The organism is Pseudoclavibacter sp. AY1H1, assembly GCF_002931055.1.
Taxonomy (GTDB): domain Bacteria; phylum Actinomycetota; class Actinomycetes; order Actinomycetales; family Microbacteriaceae; genus Pseudoclavibacter.
Genome location: NZ_PSXX01000003.1, coordinates 211228 through 233026, shown reverse-complemented (window position 1 = coordinate 233026; position 21799 = coordinate 211228). Strand labels below are relative to the sequence as shown.

Genomic DNA, 21799 nt, shown 5'->3' with positions numbered 1-21799 from the left:
GTGCCTTCGGGGCAGGCCACCCGGGCAGAGTTCCAGAGGTGCTATTTGTGAATACTGAACTGGCTTCGTCGTACGCACGCGCGGAGGAAGCCGTCGCGCTGCGCGTGAGCGCCGCCAGCGACGTCGGAAGCGTGCGCCAGGTGAACGAGGACTCCGTGCTGGCGCGCATGCCCGTCTTCTTCGTCGCAGATGGAATGGGCGGTCACGCCTACGGCGACCGCGCGAGCCAGACCGTCGTCGCGACCTTCGACGAGGAGTTCCAGGTCGAGGAGCCGGCAACCCCGGACCGCGTGCTGCGCACCATCGACCGCGCCAACCGTGCCGTGCAGGACCTCGTGACCGAAGCCGACGGGCCAGGCGCCGTGGCGGGAACCACGCTGTCCGGCATCGCCCTCGTCGACCTCGCCGACCTCGGCGCCGAGCTGCTGCACTGGATGATCTTCAACGTCGGCGACTCCCGCGTGTACGGCTGGAACGGTCGCGCGCTCGTGCAGGTGACCGTCGACCACTCCGCCGTGCAGGAGATGGTGGCCATGGGCCTCATCTCGGCAGCGGATGCGCTCATCCACCCCGACCGGAACGTCATCACGCGGGCGGTCGGCTCCGAGAGCGACGTCGAGGCCGACATCTGGCTCATGCCCGTGCACGGCCATCAGGTCTTCCTCGTCTGCTCCGACGGACTCACGAAGGAGCTCAGCGACGAGCAGATCTCGCAGGTCATGCTCGAGTACCACTCCGATCCGGAACCGGAGCTGACCCTCGCGGAGACGCTCGTGCAGACGGCCGTCGAGGTCGGCGGACGAGATAACGTGAGCGTCGTCGTCATCGACTCCGAGTACGCGAACGCCGACCAGGCATCGGCGAGCCCGCCCGTCACGACGGGGCCGATCGCAGCCCCGGCCGCAGACGACACCTTCGAAGACACGACGCCGAGGTAACCATGACCGAGGCACCCCACGAGGTCGAGGCAGAAGCTCCGGTGGTCTTCCGCCAGCGTCGGCATGCCCTTCTTCTGGTGCGCCCGTCTGCCCCGTCGCATCCTGCCCCATCGCAATCTGCCCCGTCGCATCCTGCGGAGTCGACCCCCGCGGAGTCGAGCCCCGAGTCTCGTGACGCCCGCGAGGGGACCGGGACCATCGGGGCCGCACGCCTCGCGTTCGCCGACGGTGCCGTCTCGCTCGACAAGGTCTTCGCCGCCATCATCGGCACAGGACCGCTCAGCGAGGTCGCCCCATTCGTCTACCTGACGCGCGAGGGCAACGGGCTGCGTGTCTTCGCGCGGGGCCCCCTCCGCGTCGAGGAGCTGCCGAGCGCACCGCACGTCGGCATCCGACCGGCCGTCATCAGCGCGGGGGAGGCATCGACGTGGGTCGAGGTGCTCCTGCCGTCGGCGCGAGGCGTCGAGGTCACGGTGGAGAACGATCGGCGGGGACTCGACCAGGTCCCGATCCAGCTGCTCTTCGCCGCCTGCGACGAGGAGATCTCCGAGACGCGCGCCCCCGTGGGCGTGGGACCGGAGACGGTCGTCGCCCCGGACCCGGATCTCGACACGCCGAACCTGCACTCGCGGGCCCTCGAGTCGCGCGGCACCCACGGTCCGGACGCGGACCCGGCTTCAGGTCCAGACGGCGAAGAGAGCAGGCACATCGGCGACAGCGGGCATAGCAGCGACGCCATCTCCGAGGCGACCATCCTCGACCTGCCGCCCGAGGCCACGACGACACCCGGCTCCGACTCCGACTCCGGCTCCGGCTCCGACGACGGCGTCGATGCGCCGCGACTCGACCGCGACGAGCTGCCGATCCTCGACCAGTCACCGATCCGTGACGTCCAGACCTTCCCCGTGCCGATCCTCGACCCGGAGGTCACTGCGGATCAGGTCGGGGAGCACGACGGTCGCACGATCCTGAGCGCCGAGGCGAGCCGCATCCGCCAGGAGGCCTCAGCGCGCAGCGCCGCCCGCCAGGAGTTCCGGGACGGCAGCGCCCAGCAGCCTGTGGCCCACGCGACCCCTCCGGCCTCCGAGGCGCTCGAGGTCCCGGCGGCGCTCGACGAGGTCGGGGAGCACGACGGCCTCACGATCGTCGGCGGCTCCCTCCGAGACCTCCGCGTCGACGACGCCCACCGCCACGAGTCCGCCCCGCGTGGCGGAGACCTCGCCGACACCGTGCTCGTCCAGGCGCTCTCCTCCGAGACGCGCCCGGAGGTGGACCTCGCCTCCCTCACCGCCCACGCCGCCGATCAGCGGCGGCAGCAGCGCGCCGTCGACGTCTCACCGGACTCGTCAGCTGAGCAGAACCCGCCTGAGCAGAACCCGCCTGCGCAGAACCCGCCAGAGCAGCGCGCCGGCGGGGGAGAGGCGTCGTACATCGTCGAGCTGTCCACGGGAGCCACCGTCGATCTGGCGGGTCCGCTCGTGCTCGGAAGGGCGCCCAGCATGGGCGCGGAGCAGACGGGCGGCGTCCTGCCTCGCCACGTCAAGCTGACCGGCGCCACTGACATCTCACGCAACCACGTGCTCCTCACCGTCGAGGGCGGCGTCATCGTCGTCACCGACCTCCACTCCCGCAACGGCACCGACGTCGTCATGCCCGGACGCGGCCCGCAGCGCCTGCGAGCGGGGGAGCCGACCGCGGTCATGCCGGACACGGTCATCGACCTCGGAAGCGGGGTGTTCCTCACCGTGCGGAACCTCGCCATGACGGCGAGGCGCTAGCCATGGCAGGGCAGCGACGATCCCCAGCCGAGCCGCCCCAGATCCCTGGCTACCTCTACCGAAAGCACTTAGGTTCCGGCGGGTTCTCCGACGTCTTCCTGTATGAGCAGCAGTTCCCGAGGCGCCTCGTCGCCGTGAAGGTGCTCCTCGGCGGCGACGACCTCGGCGAGACCAGCAGGCAGGCGTTCATCGGCGAGGCCAACCTGATGGCGCAGATGTCGTCGCACCCGTACATCGTCACGATCTTCCAGGCGGATGTGGCCGGCGACGGGCGTCCCTACTTCGTCATGGAGTACGCGTCCGGGCTCAGCCTCTCGGATCGATACAAGCGCGAGCAGATCCCCGTCGAGGAGGCGCTGCGCACGGGCGTGCGCATCTCCAGCGCCGTCGCGACGGCGCACACCGTCGGCATCCTGCACCGTGACGTGAAGCCGGCGAACATCCTCACGAACGACTTCGGCTGGCCCGCTCTCACCGATTTCGGCATCTCGTCCGCCGTCGACGACGAGCTCGCAGAGGCGGACGACCTCGTCGAGGCGCCCCCCACTGGTGGTGGCGGCCTGTCCGTACCATGGTCGCCGCCGGAGATGTTCGAGGACGAGCCCAAGCCCGACGTGCGCAGCGAGGTGTTCTCGCTGGGCGCGACCGTCTACTCGCTCGTCGCCGGCCACACTCCCTTCGAGCGCCCCGGTGAGCGCAACACGACGCTCGACCTCATCTCCCGCATCGAGCGCGGCGCCATCTCGCCGATCCTCCGCGGCGACGTGCCCCGGTCGCTCGTGAGCGTGCTCCACAAGGCCATGGCCCGCAACCCAGCCCACCGGTACCAGAGCGCGGTCGAGTTCGCCTACGCGCTGCAGCGCGTCGAGCTGGAGCTCAACTACGCCCCGACGGCGATCGACGTGCCCAACATGACGATCTCGGCCACGGCCGCGACCGGCGGCGGCGATGCGGACGCCACGAGCCTGCGGCCCGTCTCCCTCATCAACGCCCAGGTGCACGAGGGGGCCCGCGCCAGCAAGGCCGAGCTGACCTCGGCGCGCGCCGTGGTCAGGGTCGCGGCTCAGCAGTCCCGGGGCGGGTTCGCCGCGAGGTACGAGACGGCCAGCGGACCCCGAACCGGCAGGCGGCCCCGCGGGACGGAGCACACCGGGGGAGCACCGAGCGACGACTCGGGTCCGACGACGGCTCGCCCCATCACGACCCCCGCTCGTGCGGACGCCGTGGCCGCCGCGCCCGCTCGCACGTTCGGAGAGGCATCCGGGAGCAAGATCGACGCGCCCGCATCGAGGGCAGACGAGCTGGCGCGCGAGCGCGCGGCGAGCGCCGCCGCCTCGTCGAGGAAGCTCTCCAGGAACGGGCTCGTCGGCGTCATCGCCGGAGGGCTCGTGCTCGCGATCGGCATCGTCGCGGCGATCTCCTGGATGCTCGCCCCTGCAGACGAGGAGATCGGCCGTGCGACGACGACCCCCGTCTCCATCCAGTCCGGCGGCTTCCCCCCGGTGCTCGTCGCCCCCGTCGCAGTCCGGAGCCCCGACGGATCCGTCACCTTCTCCTGGTCGAACCCCGACCCGCAGCCGGGCGACGTCTACTACTGGAGGCTCGGCGAGGGCGGCAAGGAAGGGGCGACGACAAGTGAGACCTCGGTCGTCATCCCCAACGTGCAGGACGGCGCCGTGACGTGCATCGAGGTCGAGATCCGCCGTGGAGGGAAGGTCAGCTCCGAGCCGCTCGAAGTCTGCTATCCGCAATGACCTCGCCGATCCGCCATGATGGTGTCATGAGTGAGAGCAAGTACACCTCGGCCGCGGAAGCGAACGAGGCTCCGGAAGAGTCCATCGAGATTCCGGATTCCGATGAGCGAATCGTGAGCCAGGTGCCCCCGCTCGGGCCGCTCCGCGTCGAGTTCGTCGGCGAGTGGTACGAGCTGAACCCGGCTGAGCCCTTCACGATCGGCCGAGACGCCGACCTCGTGATCGACGAGAACCCGTACCTGCACCGCCAGTTCCTGGTGCTGCAGGCGGAGTTCGGCATGTGGTGGCTCTCGAACGTCGGCTCCGTGCTCTCCGCGACGGTCACGGACGACTCCGGCCAGGTGCAGTCGTGGCTCTCGCCTGGCGCCAAGCTCCCGGTCGTGTTCCAGCACATGCAGGTCATGTTCACGGCGGGATCGACGACCTACGATTTCGCGATCCACTCCGCGTCCGACTTCTACAACACTTCCCACGTGAACATGTCGCCGTCCGGCAACACGACGCAGGCGGTCATCCACCTCACCGAGTCGCAGCGCGAGCTGATCCTCGCCCTCGCGGAAGACGTCCTGCGCAACGCCGTCCCGGGTCGCGGGGTCATCCCGAGCTCGGCGGATGCTGCGGCTCGCCTCGGCTGGACGCTCCCGACGTTCAACCGCAAGCTCGACAACGTGTGCGACAAGCTCGACAAGTTCGGCGTCTCGGGGCTGCGCGGCGGCCGCAGCAAGCTCGCCTCGAACCGGCGAGCACGTCTCGTCGAGTACGCCATCTCGACTCGCCTGGTGACGCCGGACGACCTGGACACGCTCGACCGCCGCTGACGGCACTCGGCGGACAGGCGCACGGCGCCGCACTCGCCGGGCCACGGGCAGCACTCGCTGTCGCGCTGGCATCGGGTCCTCGTGCACAATGAAGTCTCGTGCGCTCCGAGGTGAGGCACTGACGAGCTCTGCTGGGGGTGGGTACGCATGCGCCGAACAGCGCCGACCCCGCGAAGCCGCCGACAGCTGGCGATGGCGTTGGTCATGGCGCTCCTCATCGGCACGCCCCTGCTCTTCGCCCTCCTGCACGAGGGATTTCCCGCGGCCGAGGTCGAACTGGAGAGCAGCGACGTCTGGGTGTCGAACAGCTCGGACCTCCGAGCGGGCCGCCTCAACGCGCAGATCCAGGAGCTCGACGCGAGCGTGAGCCTCGTGACGGCGGATGTCGGCATCCTGCAGGACGGCGACACCGTCTTCCTGCACGACCAGACCAGCGGCTCGCTCGGCCGCGTCGACCCCGCGCTCACCGACCTGCGCGAGAGCATCCTGACGCCCGCGGGCAGTCGGAGCTCCTACGGCGGCGGCGTCCTGGCGCTCCTCGACCCGGCGACGGGACGGCTCTGGCTCGTCGACGCCACGCAGCCGCTCGCGTTCGACGCCGCGACCGCGGAGCCCGTGGCGGAGCTCGGCGCCGACGCCCAGGTCCTCGTGACCTCGCTCGGCACGGTGCTCGCCGTCGCACCGGAGCAGCAGCAGATCCTGCGGATGGAGGGCATCGGCGGCGAGCAGCTCTGGGAGCCGCTCGCGGGAGCCCCCGCCGACTACGAGTTCACTGCCGTCGGCGAGCAGCCGGTGGTGTTCGACACCGCCGCACGTGCGCTCCTCGTCGACGGGCAGGCCCGTGAGGTGCCGGAGAGCGCGCTGCGCGTGCAGCTCCAGGGCGCGGCATCCCCCGATGTGGTGTTCGCGTCCGGCGACGGGATCCTGCGCGTGCCGCTCGGCGGTGGCGAGGCCGTTGCGCTCCCGGCGGGCATCGACGGCTCGCTGGCGACCGACCAGGGCGCGGCGCGCCCCGCCGTGGTCGCGGGCTGCGCGCACGCCGCCTGGGCGCAGGCGGCCGTCACGATGGTCGCGTGCGGTGACGAGCAGCCGAGCGTGCAGTCCATGTCGGCGCCGCCCCTCGGCGAGCTCCTCTACCGCGTCAACCGCAACGTCGTCGCGCTCAACGACGTCGCCACGGGCCAGGTGTGGCTGCCGCAGGAGAACATGCGCCTGGTCGAGAACTGGAACGAGCTCGTCCCGCCGGAGGACACCGACGGCACGGAGGGCGAGAACGAGGCCACCGAGGAATCGTTCGAGGCGACCCTCGCCGAGCGAGGCGAGGAGAACACCCCGCCGGAGCTCGTCGACGACTCCTACGGGGTCCGTGCCGGATCGACCGCCTACCTCACGGTCCTCGACAACGACTCGGACGTCGACGGCGACATCCTCACGATCACCGGCCTCTCCGCCGACCCGCCGCCATCGTTCGGCGAGCTGCGCGTCATCGACGACGGCCGGGCCCTGCAGTTCCGCGCCACGGAGGGCGCGTCCGGCGAGCAGACGCTCACGTACACGGCCTCGGACGGCAGGCCCGGCGGCGTGGCGGAGGCACGGGTCACGATCCGCATCCAGCCGGCCGACGCGGAGAACCAGGCCCCGACGACGAACCGCGCGAGCGCCGTGGCGGTCGAAGCTGGCCAGAAGATCTCCTACAACGTGATGCCCGACTGGACGGACCCGGAGGGCGACCCCGTCTTCCTCCAGGGGGCCACCGCTCCCGTGGGCGACACCGTCAGCTTCACACCGGACGGACGCCTCACCTTCACCGCCGTCAGCGCGGAGCTGGGGGAGCGGGTCGTGCCGTACCTCGTCTCGGACGGCACCGCGCAGGTGGCCGGTGAGCTGCGCATCCGCGTCGAGGCGCCCGGCACGCTCGGGCCGATCGGCACGCCGGACTTCGCGCGCGGAGTCATCGGCGACTCCATCACGGCACAGCCGCTCGTGAACGACCTCTCGCCCAACGGTCAGGCGCTCGAGCTCGTCGAGATCGCCGAGCTCGGCACCAGCACGGGAGGCGCGAGCTTCAACCCGGACCTCGGCACCGTCACCTTCACCTCGGCGAGCGCCATGACCGCGTACGTGCAGTACACGGTCTCAGCAGGGGCGGCCACGTCGGTCGGCATCATCCGCTTCGACGTCGAGGAGCCCGTCGAGGGCGTGGCGCAGGTGACCGCGGTGCGCGACCTCGCCTACCTCCGCCCTGGCCAGTCGAACGTCGTGGACGTGCTCGGCAACGACGTGTCCACCGGAACGGGCGTGCTGTCCGTGCAGAGCGTGGAGACCACCGACGAGGCCCGCACGGCAGGCCTCGCCGTCGAGCTCATCGACAACACGATCGTGCGCCTCTCCTCGCAGTCCGCGATCCAGCAGACCATCGAGCTCCCGTACACGATCACCGACGGCGCATCGACGTCGGTCGGCTACATCGTCGTCGTCCCGGTCGAGCCCGCCGTGACGCACGAGCCGCCCGTCGCCGTCGACGACACGAGGCGCGTGCGCGCCGGCGACTACACGAGCGTCTCCGTGCTCGAGAACGACTCCCACCCGGACGAGGCGCAGATGTCCCTCTCGCCCGCCCTCAGCACCGTGCAGGTCGGAGACGGCTACGCCTTCGTCTCCGGCGACGACGTCCGCCTCCAGGCCCCGTCCGAGCCCGGCACCTACTCGCTCGGCTACACCGTCGTCGACGAGCACGGCGAGCAGGCGGGGGCGACCGTGTCCTTCCAGGTGACGGCGCCCGACGAGTCGAGCAACCGGCCCCCGGCCCCCGGCGTCGACACCGCCAGGGTCTTCGAGGGCGCGAGCGTGCGCATCGAGGTGCCGCTCGACGGCATCGACCCGGACGGCGACTCGGTCGAGCTCACGCAGCTCGTCGACGTTCCGACGCTCGGCTCCGTGAGCGAGCTCACGCAGACCTCCTTCGTCTACGAGGCGTTCCCTGGAGCCACGGGCACCGACGTGCTGCGGTACGAGGTCGTCGACGGGTACGGCCAGCGCGCCGAGGGCACGATCAGGGTCGGCGTCGTCGCCCGTCCCGCCGCGACAGCGCCCCCGATCGCGGTCGACGACAACGTGCGCGCCAAGCCGGGCCTGCGCATCGCGGTCCCCGTGCTGAAGAACGACTCCGATCCGAACGGCTACACGCTCGAGGTCGTGCCAGAGCTCGTCGGCGTCGACCCGAGCCTCGAGGCCGAGGTCGACGGCGACTCGGTCATCATCACGGTGCCGAGCGATGGCGAGTTCATCTCCGTGCCGTACACGATCATCAACGGCCAGGGTGGGCAGGATGCCGCGTTCATCCACGTCACGATCAATGCGGATGCGCCCACGCTTCCCCCGACTGCGGTCGACCACGTGGTGCGCCTCGACGACTTCGCCGGCGCAGAGACGCTCAGCATCAACGTGCGAGACGGCGCCACCAACCCTGGCGGGAGGGTCAGCGAGCTCGCGGTCGATCTGGCGGGGGCCGGCGCGGGAGCCGCGACGGTCGAGGAGGACGGACGGGTCACGGTCTCCCTCAGCGACGCCAGGCAGATCGTCGTCTACCGGCTCACCGCCGAGGACACGGGGCTCACCGCGGCGGGCTTCATCATGGTGCCAGCCCTCATCACGGAGGAGTCCAAGCGCCAGTCCCCGTTCCTCATCCCTGACCTCCCCGCCCAGAATGCGAAGGTCGGGGAGTCGATCTCGTGGGACGTCAACGACCTCGTGCGCGCCCCGTCCGGCAACCGCGTCTCGCTCATCAACCCCGAGCAGGTGTGGGCCGAGCAGGCCGACGGCAGCCCGCTCGTGGAGAGCGACACCAGGCTGAAGTTCACCCCGAAGCCCGGCTTCCGCGGGCCGGCATCCATCACCTTCCAGGTGAGCGATGCGGAGAGCGCCGACGATCAGAACGCAGGCATCGCGACCATCCGCGTCCCGATCACGGTGGGCGACCCCGACTTCTACGACGTCGCACCGACCTTCGTCGCGCCCCAGCTCACCGTCGAGCAGGGCACTGAGCAGAGCTTCGACCTCCGCACCGCCACCGGCCACCCGAACAAGGACGTCGTCCCCCAGGTGGAGTTCTCGAAGCTCACCGGCGGCACGGGGGAGCTGCAGTCGAGTCTCGACGGCAGCACCGTCAAGGTCGCCGCTGGGGTGGACACGAAGGTCGGCACCGTCGTCAAGTACACGGTCACCTACACCTTCCGCGACTTCGTGCAGACCGGAACCGTCACGGTGACCGTCGTCTCCACCTCCAAGCCGCTGCCGCGCGCCGTGCCGGATGAGCAGCTGGCCCGCCGCAACGGGCCCGTCCTGGTCGACGTCACCGCCAACGACTTCAACCCGTTCCCCGAGTCCCCGCTCACGCTCATCTCCGCGAGCGAGGTCGCGGGCTCCGCCACCGGATCGGCTGTCTCCCTCGTCGACGGGCAGGTGCGAGTGGTGCCGGCGACGAACTTCATCGGCACCATCACCATCAGCTACCGCATCGGAGACCAGACGGGCGACCCGCTGCGCGAGACGACCGGGCTCGCGACCGTCGAGGTCCAGGACGTCCCAGGCGCCCCGGGCGACGTGTCGCTCGAGAAGGGCGGCGCCCTGGGGACGCTCGCCGTGAACTGGTCTGGCGCCGTCTCCAACGGGCCGGAGATCACCGAATACGAGGTGACGCTCGCGGGCGGCGGTGCGGTCTTCACCAAGACGACGGCCGGCGACGTCTACAGCGTCACGTTCACGGAAGACGACGGCCTCGTCCCTGGCAATGACTACACGGCGACGGTCCGGGCCCTGAACTCCCTCGGCTACGGGCTCCCCGCGAGCTCGACCAGCGCCAAGCCCATCACCCTCCCGCAGGCCCCCCAGAATCTGAAGGTCGCCGACGGCCAGACTCCGCCGGGGGAGCTCACCGGCACCCTCACGGCGGAGTGGTCGGCACCGACCGCGAGCGGTGGCGGTCTCAGCGGCTACGACGTGACCGTGCAGGTCGGCACGGAGGCGCCGACCACCACGAGCGTGCCCGCGACGCAGCTCTCGTTCGCCATCACGGGCATCCAGGTGCCGAAGTCCTCCTCCACGCCCGTGAAGGTCTCGGTCGCCGCGAAGAACGAGGCCGGCGTCTCCACCTCGACAGACCAGGTCACCGGCTACCTGCACTACACGGCGCGCATGAGCGTCGAGGTCACCGGCGGCAAGAAGGTGCCTGGCAAGCCCGACGAGGTCCGCAGCTTCGTCATCAAGGGCCAGGACTTCTCCGACGTGCCCTACACCGTCGAGTGCTACAGCACGGCGAAGTCCGGCGAGGACAAGCTCGTCGGCACGCAGACGAACGTGAGCGGGGCCGCGATCAACGGCGAGTCGGGCACCGTGCTCGAGAAGTGCCGGGGCAGCCTCGGCGGGTACACGGTGGTCGTGTACCTGAACGGTGCGGAAGTCGCCAGAAGCCAGAAGCCCCTCGACTCGTGGTAGCAACGATGTCGGTGGTCGAGCAGACAATCGAGAGAACCGGCGCGCACGAGCGCCGTGAAGAGGAGCCAGCATGACCGTGACCGAAGAGCAGGCCGCCTGGTTCAAGGACGCCTTCGAGCGCCTGACGACCAACATCGAGCAGGCCGTCGTCGGCAAGCGGCACGTCGTCGAGCTCACGCTCACGACCCTCTTCAGCCAGGGCCACCTCCTCCTCGAGGACGTGCCTGGCACCGGCAAGACGGTGCTCGCCAAGGCGCTCGCGAAGACCATCGACGGCAGCAACAGCCGCGTGCAGTTCACCCCCGACCTGCTGCCCTCCGACGTCACGGGCGTCACGATCTTCGATCAGGGCACGCGCGCCTTCGAGTTCCACCCCGGCCCCATCTTCGCCTCGATCGTGCTCGCCGACGAGATCAACCGCGCCTCGCCGAAGACCCAGTCCGCCCTCCTCGAGGTCATGGAGGAGGGGCGGGTCACGGTCGACGGCACCCCGCATCCCGTTCCCGTGCCGTTCCTCGTCATCGCCACGCAGAACCCCGTCGAGCAGGCGGGCACCTACAAGCTCCCAGAGGCGCAGCTCGACCGCTTCCTGATGAAGACGTCCCTCGGCTACCCCGACCACGCGAGCACCGTGCGGCTGCTCATGGATGCGGGCAACCGGCAGCGCGCCGACAGCGTGCCCGCAATACTCCACGCCGAGAACGTCGTCGTCATGCAGGAGCTCGCCGCCGAGGTGCACGTCGACGAGTCGATCATGGCGTACGTCTCTGAGATCGTCACCGCCACGCGCGCCGACCGCGACGTGCTCGTCGGCGTCTCCGTCCGCGGCGCGCTTGCGCTCGCGCGCGCCGTCAAGGCCTGGGCGCTCGCACACGGTCGCCGCTACGTCGTGCCCGACGACGTGCGCGACCTCGCGCACCCCGTGCTCGCGCACCGGCTCATCCTCGACCCCGAGGCGGAGTTCTCCGGCACGACTCCGGATCAGGTCATCGACCGCTGCCTCATCGAGGTCGAGCCTCCCCAGCACCGAGCCGCCTGATGACCGAGGGGCACGTCTCCACCGAAGCTGAGGCCGAGTCCGCCGAGCGCGACCGCCTCACGATCAGCGACGCCATCAGGTGCGTCACGCCTCTCGGGTGGATCGTGCTCGTCGCCGGCGTCGTGCTCCTCGTCGCCGGAACCGCCTTCGGCTGGCTCGAGCTGATCGGCATCGGGGGCGTCCTCGTCGGGGTCTTCGCCGCCGCGGTGCCCTTCACGATCGGACGCGAGAGCTTCGGCGTGCAGGTCGAGCTCGAGCCCAGGCGAGTGCGCGTCGGCGACCGGGCCCTCGGCCGGCTGCAGGTCACGAACCTCGGCGAGCGCCGCGTGCTGCCCACCCGCCTCGCGCTGCCGGTCGGGCACGCGACGGCCGAGTTCAGCATCCCGCAGCTCGCGCCCGACGAGACGCACGAGGACCTCTTCGCCGTGCCGACCAGCCGCAGGGCCGTCATCGAGGCCGGACCTGCCAGGTCGCTGCGCGGAGACCCGCTCGGGCTCCTCGAGCGGTCGACCAGGTGGACCGGGGTGCTCGAGCTGTTCGTGCATCCCCGGACGGTTCGCCTCACCGCCCAGGTCGCCGGGCTGCTCCGCGACCTCGAGGGCGTGACGGGGGAGCGCATCACCGACGACGACCTCGCGTTCCACGCGCTGCGGCCCTACGAGTCCGGCGACGACCGGAGGAACATCCACTGGCGGACCAGCGCACGCACGGGTCTCCTCATGGTCCGGCAGTTCCAGGAGACGCGTCGCTCGCAGGCCAACGTGCTGCAGACCCTCGAGGCCGCCGCCTACGCCTCGGAAGACGAGTTCGAACTCGGCGTCGAGGTGCTCGCGTCCCTGACGCAGGAGCTCATCCGCTCGGGCGTCGCCGTGAGCGCCCTCACGCAGAGCGGTCGTCTGCCCACCCGAGCGGTCTCGTCGATGCTCGACGGGAGCAGCAGGCTCGAGGCGTGGACGGCGAGCTCACCCTCCCTCCGCGACTTCATCGCGCTCAGCGTCAGGCGCCTCCCGCAGGCGAGCATCGTGTTCCTCGTCTGCGGAAGTGCCACGACGGACGCCCAGCTCGGGCAGCTGCAGTCCGTGTACGCGGCGGACGTGACCCTCGTCGTCTTCCGCTGCGCCATCGGGCACCCCGCGAGTCGCACGCGGCTGCGCGAGACCGTCGTCTGCACGGTGCCGGAGCTCGATGACCTGCCGCGCCTGGTCCGCGAGACGCGGGTGCGCACGTGACGGCGGCCGCGGCAGACGGGACCCTGGACGGGGAGACCGGTCCACGGCCGGCCGAACGGGGCAGGACGCGGCCGGGCAGGACGCGGCCTGGCAGGCCACGGCCGGGCCGGGCAGGACGCGCCAAGGAGGCACGTGGACACCTCCGCCCTGGCCTGGACTCGCGGACCCTCATCGACGCCGTGGTCATCGCGGTCCTGACGCTGCTCGCCTCGCTCGGCTTCGCTCCGGCCTTCGGCGGCGCCTGGTTCCTGCTCGCGGTCGCGGGCGGCCTGATCGTCGGCATCGGATCAGCGGTCCTCGCGCGCTGGCTCGACCTGACACGGCTCAACGCCCTCCTCGTCGCCACCGCTGCCTACTTCCTGCTCGGCACCGCCTTCGCGTTGCCGCAGGCGGCCTTCGCGGGAGTGCTGCCGAGTTTCTCGACCCTCGCCGACCTCGCCCGCGCCCCGGTCTTCGCCTGGCGCGACGCCGTGACGCTCTCCACCCCGCTCCTCGCCCCCGCGTACCTCGCGGTGCTCCCGTACTTCGCGGCGGCCCTCACCTCCCTCGTCGCCATGCTGCTGCTGCTGTGGGTCGCCCCGAAGCGGCCCGGGGCGATCTGGCCTCCGAGCCTCGCGCTCCTCGGCCCCCTGGCGGTCCTCGCGAGCGCCATCTTCGTCGGCACCGAGGACAGCGTCGCCGGCGTGCTGCGCGGCGGTGCCTTCGCCGTCGTCGCGCTCGTCTGGCTCAGCTGGCGCCGCGGCCTCGGCAACATCGCGTCGACCGAGGCGAGGCGGGCCCTCGCGCGCTCCCGTGCGCTCGGCACCGCCGTGATCGTCCTCGTCGCCGCCGTCATCACGACCGCGGGCGGCTACGTCGCCTCCGCGACCATCGCCGAGCAGCGCGTGGTGGCGCGCGAGCAGGTGACGCCGCCGTTCGATCCGCTCTCGCACACGAGCCCGCTCGCCGGATTCCGCGAGTACTCGAAGCTCAGACCTGACTCGACGCTGTTCGACGTGACCGGCCTCGAAGGGGGAGACCGGCTGCGCCTCGCGACGCTCGAGAGCTACTCGGGCAAGTCCTGGCAGATCGCCGACCCCGCCGCGACGCTCGCCTCGACCGGCAGCTACAACCTCTCCGGTCGAGTCGTCCCGAGCGACCCCCTGGTGACCTCATCCTCCGAGCGATCGATCGACGTCACGATCCGCGACTACTCCGACATCTGGCTGCCGAGCGTCGGCGTCCCCACCGACGTGAACCTCGCAGGCGGCAGCCTGCCGGACCGCAGCGGCGACTTCCGCTACAACGCCAGAACCGGGGGAGGGCTCATCACCTCGGGGCTCCGCGAGGGTGACAGCTACCAGGTCTCCGCGCTCGTCCAGGACCTCCCCATCGAGGGGCAGCTCGACAATGCGGCAGTCCTCGACCTCGACTATCCCGCGATGCCGTCGCCGCCCGCCGCCCTCGTCGAGCGGATGCAGAGCTACATCGCGGGAGAGACCTCCCCGTACCTGCAGCTCAAGGCCATCGAGAACGCGCTCATCGCCGAGGGCTTCTTCAGCCACGGCACGGCGAGCGACTCCGTGCCATCGCGCGCCGGGCACGGGCTCGACCGCATGCAGGAGCTCTTCGACCTCCGCTACCTCGTGGGCGACCAGGAGCAGTACGCGTCCGCGATGGCGATCATGGCGCGCCAGCTCGGGTTCCCCGCCCGGGTGGTCATGGGCTACGCGCCGGAGCAGATCTCGGCAGACGGCACCACCGAGGTGCGCGGGTCCGATGTCACCGCCTGGGTCGAGGTGCCGTTCGAGGGCTTCGGCTGGGTCGCGTTCGACCCGACGCCGGAGCAGACCGACGTGCCCGTCAACACGACCACCGACCCGCAGTCCAAGCCGAAGGCGCAGGTCCGTCAGCCCCCGCAGACGCAGGAGAAGCCAGACGAGCTCCTCACGAGCGCCGACGAGCGACGACAGGAGGAGGAACCCGACGACGATGAGACGTGGCCGGCTTGGGCGCTCACGCTCGGGATCTCCCTCGCGGTCCCGCTCGCGCTGTTCCTCGTCCCGCTGCTCGCCGTCGCCCTCCTCAAGCGCAGGCGGCGGAGCCGGCGGCTGCGCGAGGGCAGCCCCGACCAGCGGGCGGCGGGGGCGTGGAGCGACAGCATCGACCGCTTCGCCGAGCTCGGCTACCCGATTCCGCGCCGAGCGACCCGGGTCCAGACCGCTGGTGCCGTGCATCCCTCGCTCGTCCCGCTCGCCGACCGAAGCGACCGGGCCGTGTTCGGGGGCGACCCCGTGAGCGACGCGGACCTGGCCTCGCTGTGGGCTGACGCGGACGCCGCCGTCGCCGAGGCGAGGGGCTCCGTCGGCTTCTGGCGCCGTCTGCGTGGACGATTCACGTTCCGCCGCGCCCCGCGCCCCGTATCATGGCCCCGTGGAACATTCTGGGTTCATCGGGGTGCCGCCCGGGCTGATCGGGCAGGGCGCGATCGTGCCTGAGGCAGCGAACACGTCGGGGCGGCCCGAATGGTCGCCGCCGTCGGCAGCGAACGGCGGGGCGCAGGAAGCCCCAGCCGGCGACTGGCTGCGCGCTGAGCTCGACGACGAGTACCCGCTTCCTCCGATGCCGGCGCCACGGCCGAGGCTCTCCCCGCAGCAGCCCTCGCTTCCCGACCACGGGCGAGCGGCGCATCTGCCAGCAGCGCCGTCGACGAGCGACGAGCTCGCGGTGCCGTCCGCGGCCCCCAGCGCGGCCCCGTTCGGCGGCACCCCGCAGCCGGGTCTCTCGCCCGAGTCGCCGGCCGGGCTCACCGGCGCGGCGCATGCTTCCGAGGCGAGGCTCGAGCAGCCGGGCCACGACGCCCCTGGTGCCAGCGCCGAGCAGCCTCTGCCCGAGTGGGTGGTCGTCCTCGCCGACGGCGTCAGCGTCCCCATCTACGGGCCCGTCGTCATCGGTCGAAACCCCTCGCAGGATCGATTCCCCGACGCCTCCGTCTCCGCGGTCCCCGACATCACGCAGACCATGTCGAAGACGCACGCGCGCTTCTGGGCCGACGGCGAGCGCCTCTACGTCGACGACCTCAACTCCACGAACGGCGTCGCCCTCTTCCCCGGCGGGAATGCGCACGGCGCGCTCGCGGTTGAGCCTGGAGTCCCAGCGGAACTCCGCTCAGGCGACGTCGTGCAGCTGGGCGAGTACCGGCTCTCGATACGCCGGAGCTAGCTGCCGCCTCGCCTTCGCCCAGTCAGGAGCCGCGTGCCCGAACGGATGCAGCTCACGGCCCAGAACCCGCTGAAAGGCGCAGTGTTAGCATGGTTCGCATGTCTGCCGGTCTGCTTCTCCTTTGCTGCCGCGACGGGGCCTAACTTCGCAGGTGCATCCCGTCGCGGTGTCGATGGCGCCTGAGCAGATGCGAGGAGACGCAAGCAACATGAAGACGGAAGACAGCACGAACGAGGCACAGTCGCAGCCGAGGACCTTGGCCCAGAAGGTCTGGGAAGACCACCTCGTCGCCAAGGGTGAAGACGGCTCGCCCGACCTCATCTACATCGACCTGCACATCATGCACGAGGTCACCAGCCCGCAGGCCTTCGACGGTCTCCGAGTCGCGGGCCGCCCGGTGCGGCGCCCCGACCTCACCATCGCGACGGAAGACCACAACACGCCGACGGTCGACATCCTCAACCGCATCGCGGACACGACGAGCCGCACCCAGATCGAGACGCTGCGCCGCAACGCCAAGGAGTTCGGCATCCGGCTCCACCCCCTGGGCGACGCCGAGCAGGGCATCGTGCACGTCGTCGGGCCGCAGCTCGGGCTGACGCAGCCGGGCATCACGGTCGTCTGCGGCGACTCCCACACGTCGACGCACGGCGCCTTCGGAGCCATCGCGTTCGGCATCGGCACGAGCGAGGTCGAGCATGTGCTGGCCACGCAGACGCTCGCCATCAAGCCGTTCAAGACGATGGCCATCAACGTCGACGGCACGCTCAAGGAGGGCGTCACGGCGAAGGACATCATCCTCGCCGTCATCGCCAAGATCGGCACGGGCGGCGGAGCCGGCTACGTGCTCGAGTACCGCGGCTCGGCCATCGAGGCGCTCTCCATGGAGGGCCGCATGACCGTCTGCAACATGTCCATCGAGGCGGGCGCTCGCGCCGGCATGGTGGCCCCGGACGACAAGACCTTCGCCTACCTGGAAGGCCGCGACCACGCCCCGGTCGGCGACGACTGGGACGCTGCCGTCGACTACTGGCGCACCCTCAGGACCGACGACGACGCGAGCTTCGACGCCGAGGTCTTCATCGACGCCGACACCCTCGAGCCGTTCGTCACGTGGGGAACCAACCCGGGCCAGGGCATCTCCCTCAGCGGGGTCGTCCCGGAGCCGTCCGACTTCGCGGACCCCAACGACCGCCAGGCCGCCGAGCGGGCGCTCGAGTACATGGCGCTCGAGGCCGGACGACCCATGAAGAGCATCCCCGTGGACGTCGTCTTCATGGGCTCCTGCACCAACAGCCGCATCGAGGACCTCCGTGCCTTCACCTCCGTCATCCGCGGCCGCCAGAAGGCCGACGGCGTCCGCGTCATGGTCGTGCCAGGCTCGGCACGCGTGCGCCTTGAGGCGGAAGCCGAGGGCCTCGACAAGATCATCACCGAGTTCGGCGCAGAATGGCGCTTCGCCGGCTGCTCGATGTGCCTCGGCATGAACCCGGACCAGCTCGAGCCCGGGCAGCGCTGCGCGTCCACCTCCAACCGCAACTTCGAAGGCAGGCAGGGCAAGGGCGGACGCACGCACCTCGTGTCGCCCCTCGTCGCCGCTGCGACCGCGGTTCGGGGTACGCTCTCCAGTCCGTCTGATCTCGACGAGCCCGCCGCGCCCGCCGCGAGCACCGACACCCGAACGCCGCAGGAGGTGGCCGTCTGATGGAGAAGATCACCCGCATCGAGGGAGCCGCCGTGCCGCTGCGCCGCTCCAACGTCGACACCGACCAGATCCTGCCCGCCGTCTACCTCAAGCGCGTCACGAAGACGGGCTACGAGGACGCGCTGTTCAACGGCTGGCGGCAGGACCCTGACTTCGTGCTCAACCGGCCCGAGTACCAGGACGACCCGCGCATCCTGCTCGTCGGACCGGACTTCGGCACCGGCTCCTCCCGGGAGCACGCCGTGTGGGCGCTCAAGGACTACGGCTTCCGCGCCGTCATCGGATCCCGCTTCGGCGACATCTTCCTCGGCAACGCCGGCAAGCAAGGACTGCTTGTCGCCACGCTGGCCGAGCACCTCGTAGAACAGCTCTGGGACGCCGCCGAGGCGGCCCCGGGTGCGACTGCGGTCGTTGATCTCACCACGAACACCGTTACTGTCGGAGACATGACGGCGACGTTCGAGATCGACGACTACACGAGATGGCGTCTGCTCGAGGGGCTCGACGACATCTCGTTGACGTTGCGTGACGAACACGCGATCTCCACCTTTGAGTCACGCCGAGAGGCGTGGCGTCCGCGGACTCTTCCGATCCGCAGGTCCACCACCGCAGGGAGTGCAACTCAGTGAACACGATCACCAACGACTCGGCTCGCGCCGGCGCATCAGTCGGTCTGACCGGCGACACCATCGTCTTCAACGGCGGACGCCCGCTCTCGGGTCGCATCGAGGTGCGTGGCGCGAAGAACCTCGTCACCAAGGCCATGGTCGCGGCGCTGCTCGGCGAGGAGGTCAGCGTCCTCCGCGACGTGCCGGACATCTCCGACGTGCGCGTCGTCGCCGGTCTCCTCACGCTGCACGGCGTGAAGATCGACCGCAACGAGGTCTCCGGCGACCTTCGCCTCGACCCGACGAACGTCGAGACGGCCCACATGGCCGAGATCAACGCGCACGCCGGCTCCAGCCGCATCCCGATCCTCTTCTGCGGCCCGCTGCTGCACCGCCTCGGCGAGGCCTTCATCCCCGACCTCGGCGGCTGCCGCATCGGCGACCGGCCCATCGACTTCCACCTCGAGGTGCTCCGCAACTTCGGCGCCGTCATCGAGAAGCTCCCGAGCGGCATCCGCATGAGCGCCCCCGAGGGCCTCCACGGTGCCAAGGTCACGCTCCCGTACCCCTCGGTGGGCGCCACCGAGCAGGTCCTGCTCACCGCCGTCCGCGCGGACGGCCGCACGGAGCTGCGCAACGCGGCCATCGAGCCCGAGATCATGGACCTCATCAACATCCTGCAGAAGATGGGCGCCATCATCTCGGTGGATGCCGACCGCGTCATCCGCATCGAGGGTGTCGAGCGTCTCGGCGGCTACAGCCACAAGGCGCTCTTCGACCGCAACGAGGCAGCCAGCTGGGCCTCCGCGGCACTCGTCACGCACGGCGACATCTTCGTCGGCGGCGCCAAGCAGCCCGAGATGCTCACGTTCCTCAACGTGTTCCGCAAGGCAGGCGGAGCGTTCGAGATCCACGACGACGGCATCCGCTTCTACCACCCGGGCGGCGAGCTGCGCCCCGTCGTCATCGAGACCGACGTGCACCCCGGCTTCATGACCGACTGGCAGCAGCCGCTCGTCGTGGCCCTGACGCAGGCGCACGGCGTCTCGATCGTGCACGAGACGGTGTACGAGCAGCGCTTCGGCTTCGTCGACGCGCTCGTCGAGATGGGCAGCGACATCCAGCTGCACCGCGAGTGCCTCGGCAGCCAGGAGTGCCGCTTCGGCCAGCGCAACTTCCAGCACTCGGCTGTGATCTCCGGCCCGACGAAGCTCAAGGCCGCCGACATCGAGGTCCCCGACCTCCGCGGCGGCTTCAGCCACCTCATCGCGGCGCTCGCGGCGGAGGGCACCTCGCGGGTCTCGAACGTCGGCATCATCGCGCGCGGCTACGAGAACTTCATCGCGAAGCTCGAGACCCTCGGAGCCGACTTCACGGTTGAGGCGTAGGAGTGTCCGCTGGGAAGCGCGGATCGCCTGAGAAGACCAAGCCCTCGATCTTCTGGTTCCTCGCGGCGATCGCCTTTCCGCTGAGCTGGCCGATCATGCGCTGGGAGATCAAGGGCACGCTGCCGGAGCGGGGCGCGTTCATCGTCGCCCCGAACCACACCAGCGAGGTCGATCCGCTCCTCATGGGGATGGCTGTGTGGAAGCTCGGCCGCGCGCCGCGCTTCATGGCCGCCGACCGGCTCTTCCGCGTCAAGGGACTCGGCTGGATCCTCCGCAAGAGCGGGCAGATCCCCGTCTCGCGCGACGCGCGCGGCGCCAACCAGGCCGCGATCGCGTCCGCCCAGCAGCTCGCGAGGCTCGGGCAGGGTGTCATCATCTACCCGGAGGGCACCCTCACCCGCGAGCCGAACCTGTGGCCGATGCGCGGCAAGAACGGCGCGGCGAGGGTCGCGCTGAGCGCCGACATCCCCGTCTACCCGACCGCGATCTGGGGTGCGCAGAACATCCTGCCGCGGTACGCGAAGAAGCCGACGCTCGGATGGCGGACGAAGATCACGGTGCACGTCGGCGAACCGGTGAGCCTCACGGAGTTCACCGGACGTATGCACAGCGCGAGCGCCATGAAGGGCGCCACGGAGCTCGTCATGCACGACGTGACCCGTCTCCTCGAGGGCATCAGAGGTGAAGAGGCTCCGGCTGAGCTGTACGACCCCGCGAAGCACGGCCAGAGCGAGCACGGCAAGTTCCCCCAGGACCGGGGCGGCTCGTCCCGAGAGGCGGGGGGAGCGTGAGCTCGGCGCAGCGTGCCGTCGTCCTCGGCAGCGGCAGCTGGGGCACGACGTTCGCGAAGGTGCTCGCGGATGCGGGCCACGACGTGACCCTCTGGGCGCGCCGAACCGAGGTCGCGAACGAGATCAACGAGTCGCACCGGAACACGGGCTACCTCCCCGGCATCGACCTGCCGAGGAACCTGCACGCGACGCCCGACCTGGTCGAGGCGGTCCGCGGGCAGCAGTTCGTCTTCGTGTCGGTGCCGGCGCAGACCGCCCGTGAGCTCTCCGCCCAGCTGGCCCCCCACATCGAGGGCGACGCGGTCGTCGTGAGCCTCATGAAGGGCGTCGAGCGGGCGAGTGGGCTTCGCATGAGCGAGGTGCTCGAGGGCGTCCTGCAGATCCCGGCCGAACGGGTGGCTGTCGCGAGCGGGCCCAACATCGCGCTCGAGATCGCGAAAGAGCAGCCCACGGCGATCGTCGTGGCATCGGCGAGCGAGGCCACCGCCGTCAGCGTCGCGAAGCTCGCGCGCAACGACTACCTCCGGTCGTTCGTCAACGTGGACGTCGTCGGCACCGAGTTCGGTGGGGTCCTCAAGAACCTCATCGCCATCGCCGTCGGCATCGTCGACGGCGTCGGCTACGGCGAGAACACGAAGGCGTCCGTGATGACGCGCGGGCTCGCCGAGATCTCCGACTTCGCCGTCGCGATGGGTGCGCAGGCGTCCACCATGATCGGCTTGGCGGGCCTGGGAGACCTCATCGCGACCTGCGAGTCGCCCCTGTCCCGCAACTTCACGGCCGGGCGCCTCCTCGGGCAGGGCTACGTCTACGACGACGTCGTCGCCCAGATGCAGCAGACCGCCGAGGGGCTTCGCTCCGTCGGCGCGATCCTCGAGCTGGCCGAGCGCCACGGCGTGGAGATGCCCATCGCGACGCAGATCGACGACGTGCTCCACGGCCGGATGAGCCCCGCCGATCTCGCCCCCCACCTCGCGACCGACGAGGGCCCGAGCGGCGAGTAGCGCCCGGTGCGGCTTGGGCGACCCCGTACCCTTGTGCGGTGAGCGAAGAGTCG

Annotated in this window: 14 protein-coding genes; all 14 read left to right on the top strand. The window is 70.6% G+C overall.

What is annotated here, in order from left to right; all coding sequences use genetic code 11:
* The first annotated feature begins 47 nt into the window (after positions 1-47).
* Positions 48-938, top strand: a complete 891-nt coding sequence (locus C5E05_RS07795; protein ID WP_258064797.1) for a PP2C family serine/threonine-protein phosphatase — start codon at positions 48-50, stop codon at positions 936-938.
* 2 nt (positions 939-940) lie between these two features.
* Complete coding sequence (locus tag C5E05_RS20515) at positions 941-2716, top strand: FHA domain-containing protein (protein ID WP_258064796.1); 1776 nt, start codon at positions 941-943, stop codon at positions 2714-2716.
* Between the two features lie 2 nt (positions 2717-2718).
* The gene (locus C5E05_RS07785) at positions 2719-4470 is read left to right on the top strand and encodes a serine/threonine-protein kinase (RefSeq protein WP_258064795.1); all 1752 of its coding nucleotides are present in this window, start codon (positions 2719-2721) and stop codon (positions 4468-4470) included.
* Between the two features lie 26 nt (positions 4471-4496).
* Positions 4497-5288, top strand: a complete 792-nt coding sequence (locus C5E05_RS07780; RefSeq protein WP_228497128.1) for a hypothetical protein — start codon at positions 4497-4499, stop codon at positions 5286-5288.
* 204 nt (positions 5289-5492) lie between these two features.
* On the top strand, positions 5493-10781 hold the full coding sequence (locus C5E05_RS07775) for an Ig-like domain-containing protein (RefSeq protein ID WP_104341571.1): 5289 nt from the start codon (positions 5493-5495) through the stop codon (positions 10779-10781).
* Positions 10782-10851: 70 nt separating this feature from the next.
* Entirely contained in the window at positions 10852-11820 is a 969-nt protein-coding gene (locus C5E05_RS07770; RefSeq protein ID WP_181057772.1) for a MoxR family ATPase, read from the top strand.
* Positions 11820-13049, top strand: a complete 1230-nt coding sequence (locus C5E05_RS07765) for a DUF58 domain-containing protein (protein WP_104341570.1) — start codon at positions 11820-11822, stop codon at positions 13047-13049. Before C5E05_RS07770 ends, C5E05_RS07765 begins: the two co-directional genes overlap by 1 nt.
* 179 nt (positions 13050-13228) lie before the next feature.
* Positions 13229-15526 (top strand): transglutaminaseTgpA domain-containing protein, encoded by a 2298-nt coding sequence (locus tag C5E05_RS07760; RefSeq protein ID WP_104341569.1) that lies wholly within the window; start codon positions 13229-13231, stop codon positions 15524-15526.
* Positions 15462-16250 carry an FHA domain-containing protein gene (locus tag C5E05_RS07755; RefSeq protein WP_146081065.1) on the top strand — a complete coding sequence of 263 codons (789 nt, stop codon included), beginning with the start codon at positions 15462-15464 and terminating at the stop codon, positions 16248-16250. Before C5E05_RS07760 ends, C5E05_RS07755 begins: the two co-directional genes overlap by 65 nt.
* 208 nt (positions 16251-16458) lie before the next feature.
* On the top strand, positions 16459-17955 hold the full coding sequence (gene leuC / locus C5E05_RS07750; protein ID WP_104240607.1) for a 3-isopropylmalate dehydratase large subunit: 1497 nt from the start codon (positions 16459-16461) through the stop codon (positions 17953-17955).
* On the top strand, positions 17955-18584 hold the full coding sequence (gene leuD / locus C5E05_RS07745) for a 3-isopropylmalate dehydratase small subunit (RefSeq protein ID WP_104240608.1): 630 nt from the start codon (positions 17955-17957) through the stop codon (positions 18582-18584). The genes leuC and leuD overlap by 1 nt, the downstream gene beginning before the upstream one ends.
* On the top strand, positions 18581-19951 hold the full coding sequence (murA, locus tag C5E05_RS07740) for a UDP-N-acetylglucosamine 1-carboxyvinyltransferase (protein ID WP_104240609.1): 1371 nt from the start codon (positions 18581-18583) through the stop codon (positions 19949-19951). Before leuD ends, murA begins: the two co-directional genes overlap by 4 nt.
* A gap of 2 nt (positions 19952-19953) precedes the next feature.
* Positions 19954-20742 carry a 1-acyl-sn-glycerol-3-phosphate acyltransferase gene (locus C5E05_RS07735; RefSeq protein ID WP_258063059.1) on the top strand — a complete coding sequence of 263 codons (789 nt, stop codon included), beginning with the start codon at positions 19954-19956 and terminating at the stop codon, positions 20740-20742.
* Positions 20739-21746 (top strand): NAD(P)H-dependent glycerol-3-phosphate dehydrogenase, encoded by a 1008-nt coding sequence (locus C5E05_RS07730; protein WP_104240610.1) that lies wholly within the window; start codon positions 20739-20741, stop codon positions 21744-21746. The genes C5E05_RS07735 and C5E05_RS07730 overlap by 4 nt, the downstream gene beginning before the upstream one ends.
* The last annotated feature ends 53 nt before the right edge of the window (positions 21747-21799 follow it).